The following is a 21,653-nucleotide window of genomic DNA, read 5'->3' as shown; positions in this document are numbered from 1 at the left end:
TCCGGTCCGGGGCGCCCTCAGAAGAGCGCCTCCGCGGTCGCTTGCGCTTCATCGAGCGCTTCCTGCGGGGTCGCTCCCTTGGTGAGCACCTTGCTCACGGCGATGCCGACGGCGTTCTCGATCTCGGAGTACTGCGGCACGCGCGGACGCGCGTCGCCGTCGCCGTTGGCGAGTGCCTCCGCGACGACGGGCTGGAAGGGGAACTCGGCCGTGAGCTCGGGGTCCTCGGCCGTCGACTTGCGGATGTACGTGCCCGCCCCGTCTTCCACCCAGCGCTTCTGCACCTCGGGCGAGGTGACCCACTTGATGAATTCCCACGCGGCGTCAGGGGTATCACTGTCGGCGTTGATCGCCAGACCCCACCCACCGAACGCGTACTTGGGGTCGAGCCCGGCCGCCATCGGCGCCGGAACGGTTCCCACGTTGCCGGCGATGGTGCTGACCTCGGGGTCCTCGTAGGAGGCGCGGCTCACGCTCCACGTCTCGACGGTGGCGGCGCGGCCCTGGGTGAAGGCGGTCTCCCGCTGCCCCCAGTCGAACTCGGTCGCGCCGGGCGGTGCGGCCTGGTCGAAGAGGTCGCGATAGAGCTCGAGCGACTTCACGTTGACGTCGGAGTTGATGACGGGCTTGCCGTCTCCGTCCAGGATCTGCCCGCCCGACTGGAACGAGTACGCCATCCAGTCCTGAGCGGCTGCGGGTCCCTGCTGCCCGTTCGCAACCCAGCCCGCGACGGGTCCGTCGTTGCCGATCGCAAGGGCGACGTCGGAGAGGTCCTCGAGAGTGGCCGGAACCTGCAAACCCTCCTGCTCGAGCACGTCGGTGCGGTAGTTGAGCAGGTTCACGTAGCCCGCGAGCGGGTAGGCGATCTGCTTGTCGCCCCACTCCCCCTGCGTCCACGCGGCGTCGTAGATGTCGTCGAGGTCCAGCTCGTCCGCGTCGCGCGCGATCCGGTCGGACAGGTCCACCGTGTTGCCGGCCTCCGCGAACTCGCCGGTCCAGACGATGTCCATCGTGAACAGGTCGAAGTTCCCCGTGCCGCCGACGAAGTCGCTCCGCACCCGCGTCGCGAGGTCGCCGTACCCGACGACGTCCACCTGGAAGTCGACCCCGTTCTCGTCAGCCCACTCCTTGGCGAACTTCTGGAGCGTTGACGCGAAGGGGTCGTTCATGACCGCCATCGTCAGGCTCTTGCCCTCGAGCGAGCCCCCCTCTCCTTCGGGAGCCGGGGTGTCGCTGCCACCAGTCACGCAAGCGGCGAGAGCGAGGGTTGTGGACATGCCTACCGCGACCATCGCCGCGAGGCGCCGTTTCCTGATCATTCGATAGCCTTTGCTGTTGACGGATGCTTCGCATCCGTTCATCGGGTGATTGGTGCTGCTGTTGCCGTCACCGGCGCCAGAGCCGTCGGGGCACGGCGGCTCTGGCGGTCGGCCCCGTCAGCCCACGGTCGAGGCCTCGGGAGCTTGCCTGACGTCAGTTCCCTGGTCGGGGACGGCGTCAGAGTTCTCGATGCAGACCACGTCAATGCCTTGTCTGCGAAGGTCCAGCACGATCGGGTCGTCGTCCGCCGCGTCGCAGATGATGACGTCGGCGCTCGAGGCGGGCGCGATGTTGACCAGCGTGCTTCGTCCGAGCTTGCTGCTGTCGACGGCGACGATGACGCGGTCGCTCCCCGACATCGCTGCCTTCTTCACCGCGCTCTCACCACGGTGGTAGTCGGAAAGGCCTCGCTCCGGATCCACGCCCGCGACGCCTGCGACATAGGTGTCCGCGTTGTACTTCGCGAAAGTCTCGGCGGCGTCCGGTCCGACCAGGCTGAGCTCGCCGGTTCGTAGTTCGCCGCCGGTCACGATCACGGTGGTACCCGGCTCCTCGCTCAGCTCGACAGCGGCCAGGATGCTCGGAGTGATGACCGTCAGCCCGAGGTCGCGGCCACGCAGTGCGCGCGCCACGGCGAGAACGGTGCTGCCGCTGTCGAGGATGACGGTCTCCCCGGGAAGGAGCATCTCGACCACGGCATCGGCGATGTGTGACTTCCCGGTCATCGCATCGGTCAGCCGGGTCTGGAACGACGGTTCGTCGACCTTCCGGGTCACCGCGATGGCACCACCGGTCACCCGGCGTGCGACGCCGCGCTCCTCCAACCGCTCGATGTCGCGGCGGATCGTCATCTCGGAGACCTCGAGCTCGCGGGCCAGGTCGGCGTACTTGACCTCGCCGAGCTGGAGCACGCGCTCTTCGACGATCGCTCGTCGCATCTTGACTGCCATGGCACCAACCTAGGAGTAGGGAGTTACAAATTCACAGTCGAGGTGTTACGAAGGTGTTACATCTCGACTCTGAGCTGTCATGTGTGCGATCGTATGCCTCAAGATGTGAATTTGTAACCCCTGGCGCAGGCTTCGATGGAAGGAACTGGCATGACCAGCTGGCTGAACGAGATCTTCGACGCACCGAAGCCCGTGATCGCGATGCTTCACCTGAGCGCGCTGCCCGGAGACCCTGGCTACGACAGCACGGCCGGGCTGTCTGCGGTCGTCTCACGGGCGCGGCGGGAGCTCGCCGCACTCCAGGAGGGCGGGGTGGACGGCGTGATGTTCTCGAACGAGTTCAGCCTCCCGTACCTCACCAAGACCGAGCCGATCACCGCCATCACCATGGCCCGCGTCATCGGCGAGCTCCTGGACGACGTCACGATCCCCTACGGCGTCAACGTCCTGTGGGACGCACGCGCATCGATCGACCTGGCGGTGGCCACCGGCGCCCGTTGGGTGCGCGAGATCTTCACCGGCGTGTACGCGAGCGACTTCGGCATGTGGGACACCAACGTCGGCGAGATCGCCCGTCACCGACACCGCATCGGAGCCGACAACGTGCGCCTGCTGTACAACATCGTCCCCGAGTCCGCGCAGTACGTCGCCGAACGGGATCTGGCATCCATCACCCGGACCACCGTGTTCGCCACCGCGCCCGATGCGCTCTGCGTATCCGGGCCCACGGCGGGCGCCCCGACGGACATCGAGGCGCTTCGCATCGTCAAGGCGAACGCAGGCCACACCCCGGTCTTCGTGAACACAGGCGTGCGCGCAGAAACCGTCGAGCAGGTACTCGGCGTCGCCGACGGCGCGGTCGTGGGCACGTACTTCAAGTCCGAAGGCATCTTCGAGAACGAGGCAGACTCCAGCCGCGTCGAAGAGCTGATGTCCGCGGTCCGCTCGCTTCGCTCCGGCTTCCTCGCATCAGCCTGAGCGATCCCTTGCCCATCGGTGCAGCGCCGGTCCTCAGTTCCGGGCCACCCCGCAGAGCTGGACCACCGGGGTCGGCGTCGTGGACGCCGACCCCGACGTGGGCACCCCCGTTCAGCGCGACCAGCGTCTCGCGCGCGGCGTGCTCGCTCAGCGCCGGCGAGGACCGGATCGCCTGGAGGAGGACCTGCCTGGGGGCGCACTCCGTACACTCGCCCGACGGTGCGGCAGCGCCACGGTATGGTGCGTGGTGCAGCGGCGCCCCGGCGCCGCCCTCGCGTTGCTGGGCCCGGGCCGCACACCTCGACTGGCAATCCAGGGATCCACCGTGACGAGCTACCTCGATCGTCGACACCACCGTGCTCGCCTCGTCCGCGATGTCATCCGCGCCAAGATCATCGCGGGTGCCTGGGGGCGGTCTCTGCCGGCCGAGGACGAGCTGGCAGTACGGTTCGGCGTCGGCAGGAACGTCGTACGCGAAGCGCTCGCCGTGCTCGTGCAGGAGAACCTGCTGCGACGCATACCGGGGCAGGGCACCCAGCCGACCACGCACGTCCTGCTGCACCAGCTCAACTCTCTGCGCGCGATCGGTGAGGACGGCGAGACGAACCTGACCGAACGTCTCGTCTTCTACCGCCTCATCGACTGGAGCGAGCTCGACCCGACGCCGGCCGTCGCCGAGCAGCTCGAGCTCGAACCGGGCGATCGAGTCATCCGCTGGGAGCGGTTGACCATGGGGCCGGAGCCGCTCGTGCTCTGGTCATCCTTCCTCCGCACGGACCTCGGGCTCGAACGACCTCCCGTCGACTCACCGAGCCTTGGCGGCGGGACGTTCGCCTACCTGGAGTCCTTCGGCCACGAGCTCGGTGAGGCGGTCGTGACCACCGGGGCGGCGCGTGCGGACGCCGGAGTCGCGGAGCTGCTGCGCCTCGAGGTCGGCGATCCGACGATGCTGCAGCACCGCAAGACCTACCGGTCCGACGGCACGCTGATCGAGATCGCCACCGGCTACTACCGCGCCGACCAGATCCACATCGTCAACCACTTCCAGCGCAGGCCCTTCGTCGATGGTCAGGCGAGCGACGGTCGGCACTGATGCCAGTCGGTCTGCGACTGCAGCATCGCGCCGACCCGCAGCACCCCTGCCTCGTCGTCGGGCGGGCCGATCACCTGCAGACCGATGGGCAAGCCGTCCGGGTCGAACCCGATGGGCAGGCTCATCGCCGGCAGGCCGGGAACGCTCGCGAGCGCGGTGAACCGCATCAGGCTGGTCAGGACGTCGCGTTCGACACCGTCGATCTCGATGCTCGTCTGCCCCACGCCGGGAGCGGTGAACGGCAGTGTCGGAGTGACAAGCACGTCGACCTGTTCGAACGCGGCGATGAAGTGGCGTCGCACGTGGGCGCGATACCGCTGGGCCTGCACGTAGTCGACCGCTGGGATGACGAGCCCGGCCTCGAGGTTGGCTCGTACGTCGGCGCCGTAGTCCGCGGGACGGCTCCGTAACCAGGGCGCGTGGTGGGCGCTCGGTTCGACGGCGTCCACGATCACCAGAGCGTCGACGACAGCTTCGAGGTCGGGGATCTCGACCTCGTGCACGCTCGCCCCGAGCCGTTCGAGCAGGACGAGAGTGTTGTCGAAGGCCTCGAGCACGGCAGGCTGGAGCTGGACGCGGCTGACGCCGGAGACGACGCCGATGCGCGCTCCCCGCTGCATTCGCTCCCGCACGCCGGCAAGGCCGGCGGTCGGGTGCCCGTACGACTGCGGGTCGCGGACGTCGTGGCCGCTCATGGCGTCCAGCAGCACGGCACAGTCCTGCGCGCTGCCCGCGAGCGGGCCGACCGTGTCGAGCGACCATGCCAACGGGTAGACGCCCGCGTTGCTGACCCGGCCTATCCCCGGCCGGATGCCCGTGACCCCGTTCATCGAGGCCGGCAGGCGCACCGAACCGCCCGTGTCGGTGCCGAGCGCGGCGAACACGGTGCGTGCCGCGACCGCCGCACCCGAACCGCCGCTCGAACCCGCAGGGCTCCGGCTCAGGTCCCAGGGATTACGGGTCCTGCCGAAGTGCGGGTTGTCCGTCGTGCCGCCCCAGGCGAACTCGTGCAGGTTCGTCGTCCCGACGATGATCGCGCCCCGTTTGCGCAGGCGTGCCACCACCGTCGCGTCCTCCTCCGAGAGGTTGCCCTGCAGGATGCGGCTGCCTGCGGCGGTCAGCGTGCCCTCGACGTCGATGTTGTCCTTCACCGCGATCGGTACTCCGTGCAACGGGCCGAGGTCGATCCCGTTGCCGAGCAACGTCTGGTGCGCCTGGGCGATCTTCAGGGCTCGATCGGCGTAGACGTCGACGTACGCCGCGAGCTCGGTGGTCTGCTCGATCCGTGTGAGGGACGCGGAGACCACGTCGACGACGCTGTACTCGCGTCGTCGCAGCCCGGCTGCGAGCTCGGCGATGGACAGGTCCAGCAGCTCCTGCATCAGCGGTCCCCCGTCGTCACGACGGTGATCGGCGGTTCACCGGCTGGGATCACGCGCTCCGCGACCACCCGTACCCGGGCTGCTCGCGCCAGCCAGTCCTGCGCGAGCTCGACCGTCGCCGCCTCGGCCTCACCACCGTCGAGGTGTACGCCGTGCTCGCGTAGCAGTGCTCTCACCTGGTGTGCGTCCATGCTCAACACCCTTCTGGCAGCCGGGTGCCGGCACAGACCTCTGGTACCGGCACCCGGTGGTTCACTCGGTACCCGCTTCGTCGGCCGCGGTTGCGGCCTGCTCGGCGAGCTCGGTGTTCACGTTCGTCTCGTAGCTCGTCGCGTCCGAGGGGTAGTCCTCGACGTTGCCCGCGTACAGGGCGATCTCCAGGTTGTTGTCCCACGACTCAGGGGTGACGAGCACCGTCTCGGGATACCCCTTGGCTTCGATCTCGCGGTTGACGGAGGTCGCGATCACGTCGTCGTCGAGATCGCTGAAGTACTCCTGCGCGATCTCGATGGCGCGGTCGGGATCGGCGTAGATCGACCGGCTCGCACGCTCGAACGCGGTCACGACGCCCTGCGCCGCCTCCGGGTTCTCGTCGATGTACGCCTGCGTCGTGGTGAGGCTCGAGAAGGCGAAGGGCGACCAGTCCTCGTTGGCCGAGAAGGAGTACACGCTCGTCAGGCCCATCGCTTCGCCCTGGGCGACCTGGGGGTCGACCGCGAGTGCGTAGTCGGCCTGTCCGGACTGGACGGCGGCGAGCTCGTTGCCGATCGCGACGTTGACGATCTCCACGTCTATGTCGTTCTGCTGCGCGAGGTAGGTCATGAACGCCCAGGTCGTGTCCGGCTCGGGGCTGGTCACCACTCGCTTGCCGTCGAGGAAGGACAGGTCGTCCTGCAGGTCGGTGTCGTCCTGGCCGATGATGAACACGGTCGGGGCGTTCTGCACGGCGGCGACGACCACGCCCTCGCCGCCCTGCTCGTGCGATTTGGGGACGAACACCGGGTCCTGGATCGAGAAGTCGGCCGAGCCGCCGAGCACCGCGGACCACGACTGGGTGCCGCCGCCACCGGTGTCGATCGTGACGTCGACGCCCTCGTCCTCGAAGTACCCCTGCTCCTGGGCCACGTACAGGGGCAGGTAGAGCAGCGACTGGAATGCCTGGTTGATGACGACCTCGTTCGAGCCCGGGTCTGTGCCCGCGCTGGCGCTGGTGCCTTGTGCGCCGCAGCCCGCTGCGGCCAGGGCGAGGGCGCCGGCCGCGAGTGCGGCGAGATGACGGTTGCCGTGGAGCTTCATGGTGTTCCTTACTTTTCCCATCGAAGGAGGACGCGTTCGATGCCGGAGACGATCAGGGTGAAGGCGAGCACCATGACCATCACGAGGGCGAGTCCGGCGAGCACGATGTTGACGCTGAAGTTCGAGCTGCCGAGCAGGATCATGTGGCCGATGCCGGCGTTGGACGAGATGTATTCGCCGACGATCGCGCCGACGATCGCGAAGCCCACGTTGAGCTTCAGGGCCTGTACGACCCAGGTCATCGAGGCGGGTACGACGACTCGGCGGAAGGCCGTGCCGCGGTTGCCGCCGAAGGAGCGGACGAGGTTGAGCAGGTCCTGGTCGGCCATGCGCGCGCCGCGATAGGAGGTGGTCAGCGACACGACGACGCAGGAGAAGGCGACGATGACGATCTTGGACTCGAGACCGGTGCCGAACCAGATGATCGTCATCGGCGCGATGGCCAGGACGGGGATGCTGCCGATCGCGGCGATGAAGGGGGCGCTGAGGTCGGCGACGAACTTCGAGTACCACAGCAGGAGACCGATCGCGGAGCCGCCGACGGCGCCGATGACGAAGCCGAGCGCGACCTCCAGTGCGGTGGTGCCGACGTCGAGGAGCAGGTCGCCGCTCTGCCAGCGTTCGACGAGCACCTGGCCGACTCGGCTGGGGCTGGAGAACAGGAAGGTGTTCACGGCACCGGTGCTCGCACCGATCTCCCACGTCGCGAGGAGCGCGATGGCGATGGCGGCCTGCAGCGTGATCAGCAGGGTGCGGTAGGTGGTGGCGCGCCGTCCGGTGGCTGTGGAAGGAGCCCGGACGACTCGGTCGTCTGCGATGTCGAGTGTGGTCATGCGTGGGTCTTCCTTCACGCGGCGATCGGCGCTCGGCCGATGCTCGTCCAGATGGCTTCGTAGTAGTCGTTGAACTCCGGGGCGAGCCGGCGTTGGTCGATCCGTGTGGTGTCGGTGGTCAACGCGATCGGGATCTCGGCGACGACCTCTCCGGGCCTGGCCTTGAGCACGTAGACGCGGTCGGACAGGGTCACTGCCTCTTCGATGTCGTGGGTGACGAAGACGACGGTCTTGCCGCGCTCACGCACGGTCTGCAGCAGCTCGCTCTCGAGCTGGATCTTCAGCGGGTAGTCGAGCGCCTTGTAGGCCTCGTCCATGAGGATCACGTCGGGGTCGGTGACCAGGGTCCGCATGAGCGCCGCGCGCTGGCGCATACCGCCGGAGAGCGCTGAGGGGTACTTGTCCTCGTAGCCCTCGAGGTTGTAGGCGGCGAAGATCGAGCGCGCTCGCTCGCGTGCGTCGCGGCGCCGCATCCCCTGGATCTCGAGCCCGAGCCCGACGTTGTCGAGCACGGTCAGCCAGGGGAAGAGGAGGTCCTTCTGCAGCACGTAGCCGATGTGCGGCGTCGTCGTGCCGGTGACGACCTCGCCGTCGAGGCGGACCTCGCCCTGGGTCGGGGGCAGGAGGCCGGCCACGATGTTGAACAGGGTCGACTTGCCGCAGCCGGACGGGCCGACGATCGTGACGAACTCGTTCTTCTCCGCACGGAAGCTGATGTCCTTGAGTACCTCCGGGCCGCCCTGCGTGTACCTCTTCGAGATGCGTGTGATGTCGAGGACGCTCATGCCGTCCACCTGCCTTCGAGTGCTGCGGTCGGGACCGTCGAGCGGCTGATCGCGCCGCCCGCGTCGATCGGGATGTAGTCCTTGAGGAAGTCGTAGGCGATGTAGCCGCGGCTACGGGCGCGGCCGATCGAGCCCGTGACGTCGATCTCGGCGACGGCGAGCCCGGCCTCCGGCCCGGTGTCGGCGACGATGCGGCCGAGCGGGTCGATGATGCGGCTGTGGCCGTGGTACTGCAGGCGTCCGAGCGAGCCGACGAGGTTGGAGCCGACGAACCAGCACTGGTTCTCCAGCGCTCGTACCCGGCCGAAGAGCGTGTAGTAGTCGACCATCGGGTCGGTGGCGGGGTCGCAGACCGTGTCCTGGTAGGCCCAGGCAGTCGGCATCACGAGGATCTGCGCACCGCGCAGCGCAAGGGCTCGGGTGGTCTCGGGGAAGCACTTGTCGTAGCAGATCAGCATCCCGATCCGACCGAGCTCGGTGTCGAACACAGGAAAGTCGTCGCCCGGCCAGTAGACGTGCTTCTCGTCGCCGGGCTGATGCACCTTGCGGTAGCTGCCGACCAGGCCGCCCGGCCCGAGAAGGACCGCGGTGTTGTACAGCACGTGCGGGCTGCGGGGGTCGCGTTCGGTCATACCGAAGATGACGTGCAGGCCGAGCTGCGAGGCCAGCGCGGCCATGTGCCGCACCGACGGACCGTCGAGCGGTTCGGCGTGCTCCTGCTGGTAGCCGACGTGGTCGAGGTCGAGCGAGAGCGTGTCGGGCAGATACCCCTGCAACGCCTGCTCCGGCAGGACCAGCAGATCTGCGCCCTGGCGGGCCGCCTCGCGCATCTCGACCTCACATCGAGCGAGGTTCGCCGCCGGATCCCACTGCACCTCGATGGCGGCGGATGCCACCGTGATCGACCGTTGTGCCATGTGCCCCTCCGTGACGCGATGCCGACGTCCTGCCGACCGCATCGAGTCTTCGGGGCTGGTGTTTCCCGGCCGTGCGAACGGGATTTCTCCATGGTTAAGCCATCTGACCAGGCCCAACACACCGCACTGACCTGCGCTTTTGCTCCATTCGACCGCCGCTCCGCCACCAACGCCGACCCCGAGGTGGATTGCGGCTCAAGACCGAAACCGGCGTCGAGCAGGTCGACCATCCGCGTCGTCGGTTGTTTCACCCGTCGCAGTCCGAACTCACGACCCACGACCCACGTAGGCTCCCGGCAGGGCAGAGGCTCGGGAGATGCCCCCGGGCCGGGACCCGAGCGAGGGGTCTGGGCCCTCGCTCGGGCAGGAGCTGGGGTCTCCGAGCTGGGGCTCAGAGGCCCCGGCTCCTTGGGCCCATCGAGCGCTCCGCGGTGAGGGACGTGCAGCCGACCCGGGTGACAACCACCGGCAGCAGCCAGATACTTCGAGTACGACGCCTGCGACGGGGCGAGTGCCACAACCCGCGCCGCCGCCGATCGGAGGTCACGATGAACCCGGCCGTCAAGCAACGTCATATCGCCCTGGTCGCGCACGACAACATGAAGGTCGAGCTGCTGCGCTGGGCCGAGTACAACCGGGACACCCTCGCCGAGCACCAGCTCTACGCGACCGGCACCACCGGGACGATGCTCGAGTACGAGCTCGGTCTTCCCGTGCACCGGTTCCTGTCCGGCCCGGTCGGCGGGGACCAGCAGATCGGGGCCCGGATCGCCGAAGGCAGCCTCGACATGCTGATCTTCTTCTGGGACCCGCTCGAAGCCCAGCCGCACGACCCCGACGTCAAGGCGCTCCTACGGATCGGCGCCGTATGGAACGTGCCGATGGCCTGCAACGTGGCCACCGCGGACATGATCATCTCCTCTCCGCTCCTGTCGAGCGACTACGAGAACCGCCGGCCCGACCTCACGCCCCGCGACTGGGACCGGACCCCCGAAGCTCTCGCCTGAGCCGACCGATCAACCTCCACGCCCGTCCACGGTTCAATGTGCCGAGATCGCATGGGCTATCGCAGGAACGCGCGCAGCAGATCCGTCAGCGCCTGGGGCCGCTCCTCGGTGACCCAGTGCCCGGAACCCTCCAGGACCCGGGTGTCGACGTTGCTCGCGTACTTCTCGAGCTGGTCACCGATGCTCGCGCCGAGTGACTTCTCGCCGCCGATCGCGAGGACGGGCATGGTCAGCGGCCCGTCGGCCCGGAACCGCGCGTTCTGCTCGACGTTCACGTGCAGCGCCCGGTACATCTTCAGCCACGCGTCCCAGCGACCGGGCTCGCGCAGGTACCGGGCGTAGAACTCGTAGTCCGCCGGCGAGAACGCCGACTCGTCGCCCAGGAACTGGCCGATGAACCCCTCGACCAGCTCACGCTCGTTCCCGGCGACCAGCCCCTCGGAGATGTCCTGCTGGAAGAACCCGTAGTGCCAGATCGACGGACCGCCGTCGGCGTTCAGGGCCGGGTACTCGTAGATCGTCTCGTCGGGGATGGGCCCCTCCATGAGTGCGATGCGCTCCACCTCGTCCGGCCACATGGCGGCGTACGGGTAGGCGACCCATGCCCCGATGTCGTGGGCGACGATCTGCACCCCGTCGTTCAGGCCGAGCCGGGTGAGCAGCGCATGGACGGCCTTGGCCAGTTGCGTGGTGTCATAGCCGCCCTGCGGGACGCCGGAGTCCCCGGTCCCCCGCAGGTCCACCGCGATCACGGTGTGGTCCTCGGCGAGCGGACCGAGCTGGTCGGTCCACTCGGCCCAGGTCTGCGGGAAGCCGTGCAGCAGCACGACGGGCGACCCGCTGCCGCCTCGCAGGTAGTGCATGCGGAAGCCGTTGACCTGCGCGTACTGCGACGTGTACCCCGTCGGCGGGCGGGCGTCGCGGTGCCCGGCGGCCGACGCCGCCGAGGCGGACGAGCCCGCCGACACCGCCACGGTCTCGACGGCTACCGGTGCCGCGCCCCGGTCGGGCGCGGCACCGGGCAGCAGCAGGGCCGTCGTCGCGAGCGTGGCCGCGACGGCTCCCCCGATGCCGAGTGATCGCATCTTCATCGTGTCTCCAGTTCTTCAGGGTGAGGTCACCCCAGCCACTTCTGTACCGAGCGAGACATAAGTGCATCACGGGGCGCGCCGCACGGCAAGACTTACGGACCGATTGGGCCGGAAGTCTCGCCGGTGTCCGCCCCTGCGATCACCGCGCGGTGGAGACCCGGCATGCCGCACCGCTCCGGGCGCCTACTCGGTCTCGGAGCGCGGTCCCGGGACGATGGTGGTGAAGATCTGCCCGAGGCCTTCGGCGCGGGTGACGATCTCGTCCCCCGGCTGGAGGTAGACGCCGGCCTCGTGGGCGTCCCGGACGTAGACGTCCAGGGCGGACGCGACGACGCTCTCGGCGTTGGTGCCCAGGCTTCCGGCCCACTCCATGAAGCCCAGGAACCGCTGGCGCGTGTCCGGGGCGCGGTAGATCACACCCTCCGGGGTGCCGCTCTGGATGACCGTGCCCCGCGAGATCACGCCGGCCTCGGGAGTCAGCGGGATCTGCTCGCCGTCGCTGTCCCAGGTGCGGTCGCCGATAGTGAGAACCTTTTCGATGACGGTCGGGGCGTCCCAGACCATGTCGACGGGGTGGGCGCGCTGGCGCAGGTCGCCGTTGACGAAGAGGTCGAGCTCCAGGTCCTTGTAGTACGACTGCCAGTCGGCGGGGATGACGAACAGGTCGCCGGTGCTGAAGAACCCGGGCTGGCTCTTCGCGTTGGTGAAGCCGGCACCACCGGTGAGGTTGTCGACCTCGATCTGGCTGACGAGCAGCTCGCGGTCGGTCCAGTCGTTGCTGAGCACGAGTCCCATGTGCTCGGGGGTTCCGGTCTCGGCGGTGATGTCGTCCAGCGCGACCAGGCCGAGCTCGACCTCGTAGTCCAGCAGGCCGCCCTCACCAGCCGGCAGCGGCTCGTTCGAGTCGGTCAGGGCGCCCACCTTCGGGAACAGGTAGGGCTCCTCGATGGTCGCCTCCGCCTGGTGCTCGACGTAGTTGGTGCCGGTGCCGATGTGGTCGGAGTGGGTGTCGATCGCGGTGAGCACCTCGGCGGAGGAGACTGTCGCTCGCCGCAGCGCGGTGTCGGTGGCGATCTCCTGGAGCGCCGGGTAGCCGAGCGTGTCGAAGGCCGCGATCGGATCGGTGAAGGCGGTACCCGCCGCCGCGTTGATGTCGACTCCCGTGATCTCGTGGTCCGCGTACCCGGTGACGGCCAGGACCGTCGGGCCGGCCCCGGTATCGACACGGGCGAAGGTCAGGGCGGTGGCGGGGTCGGCGATGTCGACGCCCTGTGTGACACCCGGCTCGATCTTCTCGGAGTAGACGAGCGGGAACTCGGCCGGGATCGCACGGACGACGGCGTAGGAGCCGACGGCAGCGACGGCCAGGCCGGCCGCGACGCTGACGCTGATCGTGGCCGCCTTCCGGCGGCGGGACATGGTGCGCATGGTGAATCTCCTCGTTCGGGTGGTGCCGTGTTCCGTAGGTGGCCCGAAGGTAGGAAGGCATGCCGTCCCGGATCATCACCCATCCGGTGCGTGTGGCCCGTACGCCGGTACCGGCGACAACGACACACGCCGGACCACGCGTTGCCGTCGGGGCGGCAGGGACGAGAGCTCGTCAGGCTGTGTCGCCGGCGAACCCTGCGGACCCCGGCGTGACCAGGCCGGTCTCGTAGCCGAGCATCACCGCGTGCACCCGGTCGCGCAGGTGGAGCTTGGACATAATGCGGCTGACGTGGCTCTTGGCGGTCTGCTCGGCCATGTAGAGGGTCCGGCCGATCTCGGCGTTCGACCTGCCCGTAGCGATCAGCAGGAACACCTCTCGCTCCCGGTCGGTCAGACTGTTGAACACGGTCATCGGCACCAGGCCGTCAGGCTTTCTCGCGACGAACTGCTCGATGAGCCGGCGCGTGACCTGCGGTGCGAGCAGCGAGTCGCCCCGCGCCACGACCTGGACGGCGGTGGCCAGCTCGCGGACGCCGGCGTCCTTGAGCAGGAAACCGCTGGCCCCGGCCTCCAGGGCCGCATAGACGTACTCGTCGATGTCGAAGGTGGTCAGCATGATCACCCGAGGGGCGTTCGCGGCGCCCGCGGGACGGGTGAGCCGGCGGGCGGCGTCGATGCCGTTCATCTTCGGCATGCGCACGTCCATGAGCACCACGTCGGGGTGCAGCACGCGGTTGCGGGCGATGGCCTCCTCGCCGTCGCCGGCCTCTCCGACGACGGTGATCCCCTCCTCGGCGCCGAGCAGCGCCGTCATGCCGGCCCGGAACATCGGCTGGTCGTCGACGACCAGGACACGGACGGTCATCGCGACTCCTCGGCGCTGATGGCCTGTTCGATGATCGCCGACGGCAGGATCGCCTCGACCGAGTATCCGCCGGACCGGTCCGGGCCGGTCTCCAGACTGCCGCCGAGAAGGGTGACGCGCTCGCGCATCCCGCGCAGCCCGTGCCCGCCGCGGTCCGGGCTGGCGGGGTCCCCTCCCCCACCGTCCGCGGGCGGCCCGTTGTGCACGCGGACGTGCAGGACGGCGCCCTGGACGTCGATCAGCACCTGCGTCGACGCCGACCGGGCGTGCCGGGCGACGTTGCTCAGCGCCTCCTGCACGATCCGGTACGCGGTGAGCTGCGCGATGGGCGACGCAGCGGTGGCGCCGGGTGCGACGTCCAGCGTGACCGGGATGCCGGCCCGGACGGTCCCGGCCGCGAGGTCGGCGATGTCCTGGATCTGTGGTTGCGGCACGAGGTCGGCGGTGCCGTGGTCGGGCCGCAGGGCACCGAGGAGCTGACGCATCTCGGCGAGCGCCGTGCCGGCCGAGCGGGCGATGTCCTCGAAGTCACGCTCCACCTCGGGGCGGGTCGGACCGAGCCGGGCCGGTGCGGACAGGGCCTGCATGTGCACGAGAGACATGCTGTGCGCGACGACGTCGTGCAGCTCGCGCGCGATCCGCGCCCGTTCCTCGAACAGGATGCGTTGCGCCTCGGCGTGCTCGACGTCCTTGCGTGCCTTGGCCAGCTCCGCCCGGATCCGGTGGCGTTGTCCCACCGCGATCGCGGCGCCGAGCACCAGGATCGTGTAGCTCGTGTAGATCGTGAGGTTGGTGCCCCACTGGTCGGGATCGGCGTAGCGGTCGGGCGTGAGCACGATGAGCGCCACGAGCAGTGCGACGCTCGCCCACCAGGTCCCGAACGAGACCGTCCATCTCTCCCGGACGCCGAGCAGGAGCACGAGGGCGCCGAGGGAGACGAGGCCGGAGATCGGCAGCGGCCACATGTCCGCGTCGCTCTCGCGGGTGGCGAGCACGAGGGCCGCGATCGACAGCAGGTGCACAGCTGCGCCGAGGCGTGGGCGTGGGACGGCGAGCACGAGCGAGCCGCACTGCACCGTGGCGATGGCGAATGCCACGGCGAGGTCGAGCTCGTAGACCGCCGACGTGTAGGGCACCGCCATCGCGTACAGGGCGGAGCAGAACAAGGCGAGCACGCACCGCGCCCAGAAGGGCAGCGGCGCGCGCTTCGTCTCCTTGTCCAGCTCCTCGTGAGGCATGTCCTGAGGGTACGGTCCGCGCCGGGTGGCGGTCGTCACCCCTGGGTTGAGCGGGGCCCGTACCGCGGTACGGGAGCGACGTACGGGCCGGTGCGGCCACGCTCAGTCCCGGACGTGGTTGTCCTCGTCGGACAGGCTGTCGATCCGGACGATGGTCCGGACCAGGATGTCGTTCATGTGGCGGCGCCAGGCCGGTGCGAAGAACGCCCGTGTGATGCCGTGCCGGTACGGCAGCGGGTGGAGGGCGACCTCCCACGGCCGTTCATCGGGTCTGCTCCATCCAACCGGCGGCGAGCCGGCCGGCCACGGCGGCGCCGCGCTCGTTGAGGTGCACGTTGTCGGCCGTGATCTGCAGGCCGTGGCCGGCCGACATCTCGTTGAACGTCTTGCCGAACAGGAACTTGTCGAACGCGGTCTGGATGATCGGGAACGAGAAGTCGGGGGCGTCGCCGTCGAGCAGAGGTTCCAGCGACTCGAACAGCGGCAGGTAGTCCACACCTCGCTCCTCGGCCTCGCTCTTGAGCATCGCGTTGTAGGCACGGACCCGGGTGTTCTCGTCGCTGTCGGGCTGCTCTCCCAGGGGCTGCAGCGACATCACGGCCACGTCCGCCGACGTCTGTGTGGTCAGCTTGTCCAGGATCTGGGAGATGTTCTCCTGCGACTGCGCGGGGTCGACATCGTTGCGGATGTCGTTGGTGCCCACCAGGGTGATCACCCGCTCGGGGTCCAGCTCGACGACGTCGCGGTCCAGGCGCTCCAGGAGATCGGCGGTGGTGTGCCCGTTGATGCCGGCGTTGACCACATCGGTGCCGGGCTCGTACAGGCCGCTGACCCAGTCGGCGCTGATGGTGCCCTGCACCGTGCTGGCGCCCGCGACCACCATCAGGGAGTCCGATGCCGGGGCGTCGCGGAACGCGGCCGGCCCGTTGGCGGGCTTGAAGATGAAGGCCTTCACCAGCACCGTGACGCTGACCAGCAGGGCGAGGGCGAGGAGCGTCGCGACGACGGCGACCAGGCGCCGGCCCCACCGGCGCCGCGGGCTGCCGGTGGCGGGGGCGAGGGCTTCGAGGGTGTCGGACATGGGAGTTCCTTCCAGGAGTCGAGATGCAGGCCGACCAGACGGCCGGCGTCCGCCGGACAGGTGCCCGGTCGGTGCGCGGTCATCGTGAGAGACCAGATCCACGTTCGACATCACCCACCGGTACGGGCCGGGCCACAGCCGCGGTACTCGTTCCCCAGCCGGATCAGCCGGCCGTCGGCCATCGGTCCTCGTCGGCCGCGCCTGGGACGGCCTCGGCGAGCGGCGGCACACACCCTGGCCCACTTAAGTACCGATCGGAATGAAAGTCTGGTGGCTCGGTGTTGGCGCGTGTGTCACGGTCACCGACACGACATGCGGCGGCCGGACACGCGAGTCACGAACGCTGCCCGCCGGGTGGCACACGGAAAGGACGACCATGCCTGACATCGATCTGCGCGAGTTCTACGAGAACTACATCGCAGCGCTCAACGCCCACCAGTTCGACCGGATGGACGAGTTCATCAACGACCAGGTCACCCTGAACAGCGAACCCGGCACCAGGGACGACGTGGTCGCCGTCCTGACCGGCGACGCGGAGGCCGTGCCCGACTTCCACTGGGACCTGCAGGAGCTCGCCTTCGACGGCGACCGGATCGGCGCCCGCTTGATCAACACCGGCACCCCCGTCAAGGAATGGCTCGGCGTCACCCCCACCGGGGCATCGTTCGAGATCGTCGAGTACGCCATCTACCAGGTGCGCAACGGTCGCTTCGTCCACATGTCCGCCCTGCACGACGCCGAGGTGCTCCGCCGACAGCTCGCCGGATGACCTGACCTCCGGACCGTCCGGCGCCGAGGTGACCTCGGCCTCGATCCCAGCGACACGAAGGGTGGTGGTCTCGCGCCGAAAGGCTTGCCGGGACGAGACCACCACCCTTCGCCGGTCCGAGCGACGGTGACACGCACGTGCGTCGACGGCGGGAGCGGGCTCACCCAGCACATCTGTACCGAGGAGTATTCTAGTCGGATGAGTGGTACACGTAGCGCAGTCATGGGCCGTCCGCGGGAGTTCGACATCGATGTTGCCCTGGACCGCGCGCTGCGGGTGTTCTGGCAACGCGGTTACGAGGGATCGAGTCTCACCGACCTCACCGGGGCCATGGGAATCACCAAGACGAGCATGTACGCCGCGTTCGGCAACAAGGAGCAGCTGTTCCGCAAGGCCCTGGACCTTTACACCGCCGGACCTGCGTCCTATACGTCAAGGGCGTTGGCGGAGCCCACCGCACGAGCGGTGGTCGACGCGTGGCTTCATGGAGCTGCCCGAGCGACGACTCTTCCTGACAGCCCGCACGGATGCCTGGGAGTGCAGGCTGCGCTCGTCTCCGGTGACGGAGGCCGGGGTGCGCATGATGTGCTCGTGGCCTGGCGCCAGGCAGGCGGCAGGATGCTTGAGGAGCGCTTCGGGCGGGCTGTCGAGGAGGGTGACCTTCCGGCCGACGCGGACCCCGGGCGGCTCGCCCGGTACGTCATGTCCGTGGCGTTCGGCATCGCCGTCCAGGCCGCTACCGGCGTCGATCGCGAGCAGCTCGAAGAGGTGGCCGACATGGCGCTTCAAGGTTGGCGCCCGTAAGGCTGTCGAAACATGATGGACGAGTCGCAGGGCGTGGCCCGGTCTTGAGGATCTCCCCGGAGCTCTCGAGCACGAGCGGTGCCGTGCTCGGTTCGTCCTTCAGCGGGACGACCTCGACCGGCGTGTCCGAGACCTCGAGGACCGCTCGCCCGACCTCCGGAGGTCTTCGACATCGCGCGCCGCGGAGGGCCACAGTCCCGGCGCTGCGTTCACTTCCGTCGACCGCAACGATGACCGGGGACGGATTCCGGGGTGCACTCATGACTGGACTCCTTTGCTCTGCTCCCTGTGCTGTTCCCCGGGCGGCTGTGCCCGGGGCGCACCCGTGGGCCCGCCGGGCGCGATCCCGTCCGGCCTCCGGGGTACGTCCCAGACCTCCCCGGGCTTCAGCTCTCGTTCCTGACCGTCGACTGCGGCGGTGATCGAGGGCTGCTGCGACCCGGGTATGCCGAGACGAACGCCGTCGTGGTCACACCGCACGGTGATGCCCCAGTGGTCCCGGTAGCGGAGCCGCAGCTCCAGGGCGTCGAGCTCGTCGGGCAGCCGGGGTTCCAGGCGGAGCACCCCGCCAGTGAGGTCGAGCCCCGTGTAGCACCGCTGGACGAGGTCGACGGCGCCGGCCATCGCGCCGAGGTGGATCCCCTCCGCGGTGGTGCCGCCCTGGACGTCGGCGATGTCGCTGTCGAGCGCCTCGCGGAAGAACCGCCACGAGGCGCCCCGGTCCCGGCTGGCCAGCACCCAGGCATGCACGACGGCGCTCAACGTCGACCCGTGGCTGGTGCGAGCGAGGTAGTGGTCCACGGTGCGGTCGAGCCGCACCCGGTCGAACTCGTAGCCGAGCGACGCCAGTGCCCCGAGCAGGCCGTCCTCACCGAGGAGGAACACGAGCATCAGGACGTCCGCCTGCTTGGACGCCTGGTAGCGCTGGACCGAGTCGCCCTCCGCCTCGAGGATCCGGTCGAGGCGGCGAATACTCCCGTAGCGCGACCGGTAGGCCGGCCAGTCGAGCTCCACGAGCCGGTCGTAGCCCTCGAACTGGCAGAGCACGCCCTCGCCCTGGAACACCACACGCATGCGTCGGCTGACGTGGTCGAACAGTTCCGTCTCGTGCTCCTCCAGCCCGAGTCGCCGGCGCAGGGCGCGGCCTTCCCGCTCGGACAGGAGCGCCATCGCGTCCAGGGCGTACCGCAGAACCCTGGTCACCATGACGTTCGTGTACGTGTTGTTGTCGATCCCGGCGCGGTCGGCCTCCGGGTACCGGTCGTGATACTCGTCGGGCCCGACCACACCGCGGATGTCGTACCGGTCCGTCGCGGCGTCGTAGGTCGCGAGGCTGCACCAGAACCGGGCGATGTCCACGAGCATCTCGATGCCGTACCCGTGCAGGAACTCCAGGTCGCCGGTCGCCTGGTAGTACTGCCACACGTTGTGCGCCACCGCGATGCCGACGTGCCGCTGGAGGTCCGTGTGGTCCTCCAGCCACCGGCCGGAAACCGGGTTGAGGTGCATCCGCTGCGTCTCGTCGCGGCCGTCGCTGCCGCTCTGCCACGGGTACATCGCACCCCGGTAGCCGGCGTCGGACGCCGCCCGCCGGGCCTGTGGGAGCCGCCGCCAGCGGTACATCAGCAGCGACCGCGCCACACGGGGCAGGCGCAGCAGCAGGAACGGGAACACGAACAGCTCGTCCCAGAACACGTGCCCGCGGTAGGCCTCCCCGTGCAGGCCGCGCGCGGGCATGCCCGCATCGAGGTGCTCCGTGTGCTCGGACAGGACCTGCAGGAGATGGAAGACGTACAGGTCCAGCGCCTGCTGCGGCTGCCCCGGGACGACCACGCGGCACGACCGCCACAGGTGCTCCCACGCGCGCACGTGGTCCGTCAGGAGCTCCTCGAAGGGCGGGACACGAGCGGCGTGCGCACGCGCGGCGTCCAGGGGTTCGGAGATCGCCCGGTCCAGCGAGGTGTACATCGCGACGCGCTTCTCGATCGTCACGGGTACGCCCTCGGCCAGGTCCAGCCGCATCCGGACCGCGGACTCCCCCGCGGAGCGCTCGAAGCGGGTCGTCACCGGTCCCGGCCGGCCGACGACCACCGTCACCGCCGCCTGCGCGACCCGGATCTGCGACGTGGCGGTGCGGACCTGCAGCCAGGCGATGCGCTCCTCGCTGTCCCACCCTTCCTCCACGGGGACGAGGTGCTGCCCGTCGAGGTCGCGGTACCGGGCCACGCCGGCGTTGGTCACCCGGCCGTCGAGGCTCGCGCGGACCTCCAGCCGGCCGGACCAGTTCTCCGCGACGAACGTCCTCTCCAGTGCGGCCACGTGCGGGTCGTGCATCGACACGAGCCGCCGCTGGGTCACGGCGACCCGCCGGCCGATCGGGTCGCGGAACCGGGTGCGCCGCGTCAGGACCCCCTGGCGCAGATCGAGATCCTGCTGGTGCTCCAGGACCTGGCCACCCGCAAGAGTGAGCCAGTCCTGTCCGGGCGTGCGGAACCTGAGCGGCAACCAGTTGGGAGCGTTGACCAGGTCCTCGTTCTCGACCGCGCGGCCGGCCACCGTGGAGGTCAGCCGGTCGTAGCAGCCGGCGAAGTAGGTACCCGGGTAGTGCACGCCGTCCGCCACCGACTCCGGCGCGGCACCGCGGGTCGCGACGTACCCGTTGCCCAGCGTGCACAAGGCCTCGCGCAGCCCTTCGGTGGCCGGGTCGAAGCCCTCATACGACAGGGTGGCGTGTTCCACGGTGCCTCCCGACAACGGCGACGTCGGCCAGGTCCGCGACCACGACGTGTGCGCCCAGCTCCCGCATCTCCCGGCGCAACCGGCCCTGACGGTCCACCCCGATCACCAGCCCGAACCCGCCGCGACGGCCGGCCTCGACGCCGACCAGGGCGTCCTCGATCAGCGCACACCGGGCGGGCGGCACCGCGAGCCGCCGCGCAGCCTCCAGGAAGAGCGCCGGGTCCGGCTTGCCCGCGAGCCCGAGCCGCTGGGCGTCGAGACCGTCCACGCGCACGTCGACCAGGCCGTCCACGCCGGCCGCGCGCAGGACCGGCCCGCAGCTGCGGCTCGCCGACACGGCCGCGATCCCGGCCTGCCGATGCCGCAGCTCGTGCAGGAACGCCACGGTGGTCGGGAAGGCCCGGACCCCGTGCGTCCGCACCTCGTCGAGGAAGTACCCGGTCTTGCGCTCGAGCAGGGACTCGAGCGTGTCGGTTCCAGCAGTACCGGTACCGTCCCGACCGTGCTCGGGCAGCACGATGCCCCGCGAACCGAGGAAGACCCGGGCGCCGTCCGCTCGCGACCTGCCGTCCACGAGGCGCAGGTAGTCCGTCTCCACGTCGAACGGCGCTGGGCGGGTACCGCTCCGCGCACCGCGGTTGTCGAGCAGCTCGTCGAACGCACGCTTCCAGGCGGCCGCGTGGGTCCGGGCGGTGTCCGTGATCACACCGTCGGTGTCGAGGACGACGGCGTCGACCGTCGCGAGGTCCAGGTCCGTGCGCGGCGACGTCACGTCGTCTCCTTCGGCAGTCGAGCGGTGTCCGGCGGTCGGTGTCCAGAGCCACCCGTGCCACCACCGAGGATCACTGTTCGCTCGCCCATGTCCTCAGTCTCCCGGCGGCGGTCCGGGCCTCGTAGGGGCGTTGGTCCTGGCGGGGCAGGGCCGAGGTCGCCGGTCGACGCGAGGTCCAGGGACCAAGGCCCGGACGAGATGGGGACCTCCTGCCCTACCGCTCCCCGCGACCGGGCGCTGGACTGGAGCCAGGGGTGACCCGCAGGTCGACGGCGGCGCCCCGTGGCCTCCGGGCGCCGGGCGCC

Annotated in this window: 20 protein-coding genes; 5 read left to right on the top strand and 15 right to left on the bottom strand. The window is 69.5% G+C overall.

Features of this window, described 5'->3' with window-relative positions; genetic code table 11:
• Window positions 1-17 precede the first annotated feature (17 nt).
• Both AB0I29_RS04915 and AB0I29_RS04910 read right to left on the bottom strand, forming a co-directional pair.
• Window positions 18-1,169 (bottom strand): extracellular solute-binding protein, encoded by a 1,152-nt coding sequence (locus tag AB0I29_RS04915; protein WP_357478713.1) that lies wholly within the window; start codon window positions 1,167-1,169, stop codon window positions 18-20.
• Between the two features lie 267 nt (window positions 1,170-1,436).
• Window positions 1,437-2,258, bottom strand: coding sequence for a DeoR/GlpR family DNA-binding transcription regulator (locus AB0I29_RS04910; RefSeq protein WP_357478985.1), 822 nt, complete (start codon window positions 2,256-2,258; stop codon window positions 1,437-1,439).
• 147 nt (window positions 2,259-2,405) lie between these two features.
• Here AB0I29_RS04910 and AB0I29_RS04905 point away from each other — a divergent pair, with 147 nt between their 5' ends.
• Window positions 2,406-3,248 (top strand): BtpA/SgcQ family protein, encoded by an 843-nt coding sequence (locus AB0I29_RS04905; RefSeq protein ID WP_357478710.1) that lies wholly within the window; start codon window positions 2,406-2,408, stop codon window positions 3,246-3,248.
• Between the two features lie 325 nt (window positions 3,249-3,573).
• On the top strand, window positions 3,574-4,341 hold the full coding sequence (locus AB0I29_RS04900) for a GntR family transcriptional regulator (RefSeq protein WP_285102098.1): 768 nt from the start codon (window positions 3,574-3,576) through the stop codon (window positions 4,339-4,341).
• Here the strand turns inward: AB0I29_RS04900 and AB0I29_RS04895 are convergent.
• The 6 genes from AB0I29_RS04895 to AB0I29_RS04870 all read right to left on the bottom strand — a co-directional run bounded on the left by AB0I29_RS04895 (window position 4,317) and on the right by AB0I29_RS04870 (window position 9,554).
• Complete coding sequence (locus tag AB0I29_RS04895) at window positions 4,317-5,723, bottom strand: amidase (RefSeq protein ID WP_285102099.1); 1,407 nt, start codon at window positions 5,721-5,723, stop codon at window positions 4,317-4,319. The genes AB0I29_RS04900 and AB0I29_RS04895 overlap by 25 nt on opposite strands.
• Window positions 5,723-5,914, bottom strand: a complete 192-nt coding sequence (locus tag AB0I29_RS04890) for a hypothetical protein (protein WP_285102100.1) — start codon at window positions 5,912-5,914, stop codon at window positions 5,723-5,725. The genes AB0I29_RS04895 and AB0I29_RS04890 overlap by 1 nt, the downstream gene beginning before the upstream one ends.
• Before the next feature lie 61 nt (window positions 5,915-5,975).
• Entirely contained in the window at window positions 5,976-7,019 is a 1,044-nt protein-coding gene (locus AB0I29_RS04885; RefSeq protein ID WP_357478705.1) for an ABC transporter substrate-binding protein, read from the bottom strand.
• An 8-nt stretch (window positions 7,020-7,027) separates the two neighbouring features.
• The gene (locus tag AB0I29_RS04880) at window positions 7,028-7,852 is read right to left on the bottom strand and encodes an ABC transporter permease (RefSeq protein WP_357478702.1); all 825 of its coding nucleotides are present in this window, start codon (window positions 7,850-7,852) and stop codon (window positions 7,028-7,030) included.
• A gap of 14 nt (window positions 7,853-7,866) precedes the next feature.
• Entirely contained in the window at window positions 7,867-8,637 is a 771-nt protein-coding gene (locus AB0I29_RS04875) for an ABC transporter ATP-binding protein (protein ID WP_357478699.1), read from the bottom strand.
• Window positions 8,634-9,554: a carbon-nitrogen hydrolase family protein gene (locus AB0I29_RS04870; RefSeq protein WP_357478696.1), complete on the bottom strand. Its 921-nt coding sequence runs from the start codon at window positions 9,552-9,554 to the stop codon at window positions 8,634-8,636. The genes AB0I29_RS04875 and AB0I29_RS04870 overlap by 4 nt, the downstream gene beginning before the upstream one ends.
• Window positions 9,555-10,102: 548 nt before the next feature.
• On the opposite strand from AB0I29_RS04870, the gene AB0I29_RS04865 reads away from it, so the two are divergent.
• Window positions 10,103-10,561: a methylglyoxal synthase gene (locus tag AB0I29_RS04865; protein WP_285102105.1), complete on the top strand. Its 459-nt coding sequence runs from the start codon at window positions 10,103-10,105 to the stop codon at window positions 10,559-10,561.
• Between the two features lie 56 nt (window positions 10,562-10,617).
• On the opposite strand, the gene AB0I29_RS04860 is transcribed toward AB0I29_RS04865, so the two are convergent.
• From AB0I29_RS04860 to AB0I29_RS04840, 5 genes are all read right to left on the bottom strand, one after another.
• Complete coding sequence (locus AB0I29_RS04860) at window positions 10,618-11,652, bottom strand: alpha/beta hydrolase (RefSeq protein ID WP_357478693.1); 1,035 nt, start codon at window positions 11,650-11,652, stop codon at window positions 10,618-10,620.
• 183 nt (window positions 11,653-11,835) lie between these two features.
• Window positions 11,836-13,080 carry a fumarylacetoacetate hydrolase family protein gene (locus AB0I29_RS04855; RefSeq protein WP_357478690.1) on the bottom strand — a complete coding sequence of 415 codons (1,245 nt, stop codon included), beginning with the start codon at window positions 13,078-13,080 and terminating at the stop codon, window positions 11,836-11,838.
• Window positions 13,081-13,252: 172 nt separating this feature from the next.
• Window positions 13,253-13,945 carry a response regulator transcription factor gene (locus AB0I29_RS04850; RefSeq protein ID WP_285102108.1) on the bottom strand — a complete coding sequence of 231 codons (693 nt, stop codon included), beginning with the start codon at window positions 13,943-13,945 and terminating at the stop codon, window positions 13,253-13,255.
• Window positions 13,942-15,183, bottom strand: a complete 1,242-nt coding sequence (locus AB0I29_RS04845) for a histidine kinase (RefSeq protein ID WP_357478686.1) — start codon at window positions 15,181-15,183, stop codon at window positions 13,942-13,944. The genes AB0I29_RS04850 and AB0I29_RS04845 overlap by 4 nt, the downstream gene beginning before the upstream one ends.
• 262 nt (window positions 15,184-15,445) lie before the next feature.
• On the bottom strand, window positions 15,446-16,264 hold the full coding sequence (locus AB0I29_RS04840; RefSeq protein ID WP_357478684.1) for a GDSL-type esterase/lipase family protein: 819 nt from the start codon (window positions 16,262-16,264) through the stop codon (window positions 15,446-15,448).
• Between the two features lie 376 nt (window positions 16,265-16,640).
• Here AB0I29_RS04840 and AB0I29_RS04835 point away from each other — a divergent pair, with 376 nt between their 5' ends.
• Together AB0I29_RS04835 and AB0I29_RS04830 are read left to right on the top strand one after the other, a co-directional pair.
• Entirely contained in the window at window positions 16,641-17,033 is a 393-nt protein-coding gene (locus AB0I29_RS04835; protein ID WP_357478681.1) for an ester cyclase, read from the top strand.
• A 198-nt stretch (window positions 17,034-17,231) separates the two neighbouring features.
• On the top strand, window positions 17,232-17,837 hold the full coding sequence (locus AB0I29_RS04830; RefSeq protein ID WP_357478678.1) for a TetR/AcrR family transcriptional regulator: 606 nt from the start codon (window positions 17,232-17,234) through the stop codon (window positions 17,835-17,837).
• 258 nt (window positions 17,838-18,095) lie between these two features.
• Here AB0I29_RS04830 and AB0I29_RS04825 read toward each other — a convergent pair whose 3' ends face one another.
• Together AB0I29_RS04825 and AB0I29_RS04820 are read right to left on the bottom strand one after the other, a co-directional pair.
• The gene (locus AB0I29_RS04825) at window positions 18,096-20,576 is read right to left on the bottom strand and encodes a glycosyl hydrolase family 65 protein (protein ID WP_357478675.1); all 2,481 of its coding nucleotides are present in this window, start codon (window positions 20,574-20,576) and stop codon (window positions 18,096-18,098) included.
• On the bottom strand, window positions 20,551-21,348 hold the full coding sequence (locus AB0I29_RS04820) for an HAD-IA family hydrolase (RefSeq protein WP_357478672.1): 798 nt from the start codon (window positions 21,346-21,348) through the stop codon (window positions 20,551-20,553). The genes AB0I29_RS04825 and AB0I29_RS04820 overlap by 26 nt, the downstream gene beginning before the upstream one ends.
• Between the last annotated feature and the right edge of the window lie 305 nt (window positions 21,349-21,653).

Source organism: Promicromonospora sp. NPDC050262 (assembly GCF_040655935.1).
In the GTDB taxonomy this organism is placed as follows: domain Bacteria; phylum Actinomycetota; class Actinomycetes; order Actinomycetales; family Cellulomonadaceae; genus Promicromonospora.
The sequence above is the reverse complement of the archived record's forward strand: the minus strand, read 5'-3'. Positions and strand labels throughout refer to the sequence as shown.

What these genes read in the sequence shown, in the direction of transcription:
- AB0I29_RS04840 (WP_357478684.1), bottom strand. Translation starts at nt 16,264, where the DNA reads ATGTCCGACACCCTCGAAGCCCTCGCCCCCGCCACCGGCAGCCCGCGG.
- AB0I29_RS04850 (WP_285102108.1), bottom strand. Translation starts at nt 13,945, where the DNA reads ATGACCGTCCGTGTCCTGGTCGTCGACGACCAGCCGATGTTCCGGGCC.
- AB0I29_RS04875 (WP_357478699.1), bottom strand. Translation starts at nt 8,637, where the DNA reads ATGAGCGTCCTCGACATCACACGCATCTCGAAGAGGTACACGCAGGGC.
- AB0I29_RS04835 (WP_357478681.1), top strand. Translation starts at nt 16,641, where the DNA reads ATGCCTGACATCGATCTGCGCGAGTTCTACGAGAACTACATCGCAGCG.
- AB0I29_RS04860 (WP_357478693.1), bottom strand. Translation starts at nt 11,652, where the DNA reads ATGAAGATGCGATCACTCGGCATCGGGGGAGCCGTCGCGGCCACGCTC.
- AB0I29_RS04865 (WP_285102105.1), top strand. Translation starts at nt 10,103, where the DNA reads ATGAACCCGGCCGTCAAGCAACGTCATATCGCCCTGGTCGCGCACGAC.
- AB0I29_RS04915 (WP_357478713.1), bottom strand. Translation starts at nt 1,169, where the DNA reads ATGAACGACCCCTTCGCGTCAACGCTCCAGAAGTTCGCCAAGGAGTGG.
- AB0I29_RS04890 (WP_285102100.1), bottom strand. Translation starts at nt 5,914, where the DNA reads ATGGACGCACACCAGGTGAGAGCACTGCTACGCGAGCACGGCGTACAC.
- AB0I29_RS04910 (WP_357478985.1), bottom strand. Translation starts at nt 2,258, where the DNA reads ATGCGACGAGCGATCGTCGAAGAGCGCGTGCTCCAGCTCGGCGAGGTC.
- AB0I29_RS04830 (WP_357478678.1), top strand. Translation starts at nt 17,232, where the DNA reads ATGAGTGGTACACGTAGCGCAGTCATGGGCCGTCCGCGGGAGTTCGAC.
- AB0I29_RS04870 (WP_357478696.1), bottom strand. Translation starts at nt 9,554, where the DNA reads ATGGCACAACGGTCGATCACGGTGGCATCCGCCGCCATCGAGGTGCAG.
- AB0I29_RS04885 (WP_357478705.1), bottom strand. Translation starts at nt 7,019, where the DNA reads ATGAAGCTCCACGGCAACCGTCATCTCGCCGCACTCGCGGCCGGCGCC.
- AB0I29_RS04855 (WP_357478690.1), bottom strand. Translation starts at nt 13,080, where the DNA reads ATGCGCACCATGTCCCGCCGCCGGAAGGCGGCCACGATCAGCGTCAGC.
- AB0I29_RS04905 (WP_357478710.1), top strand. Translation starts at nt 2,406, where the DNA reads ATGGAAGGAACTGGCATGACCAGCTGGCTGAACGAGATCTTCGACGCA.
- AB0I29_RS04880 (WP_357478702.1), bottom strand. Translation starts at nt 7,852, where the DNA reads ATGACCACACTCGACATCGCAGACGACCGAGTCGTCCGGGCTCCTTCC.
- AB0I29_RS04895 (WP_285102099.1), bottom strand. Translation starts at nt 5,723, where the DNA reads ATGCAGGAGCTGCTGGACCTGTCCATCGCCGAGCTCGCAGCCGGGCTG.
- AB0I29_RS04845 (WP_357478686.1), bottom strand. Translation starts at nt 15,183, where the DNA reads ATGCCTCACGAGGAGCTGGACAAGGAGACGAAGCGCGCGCCGCTGCCC.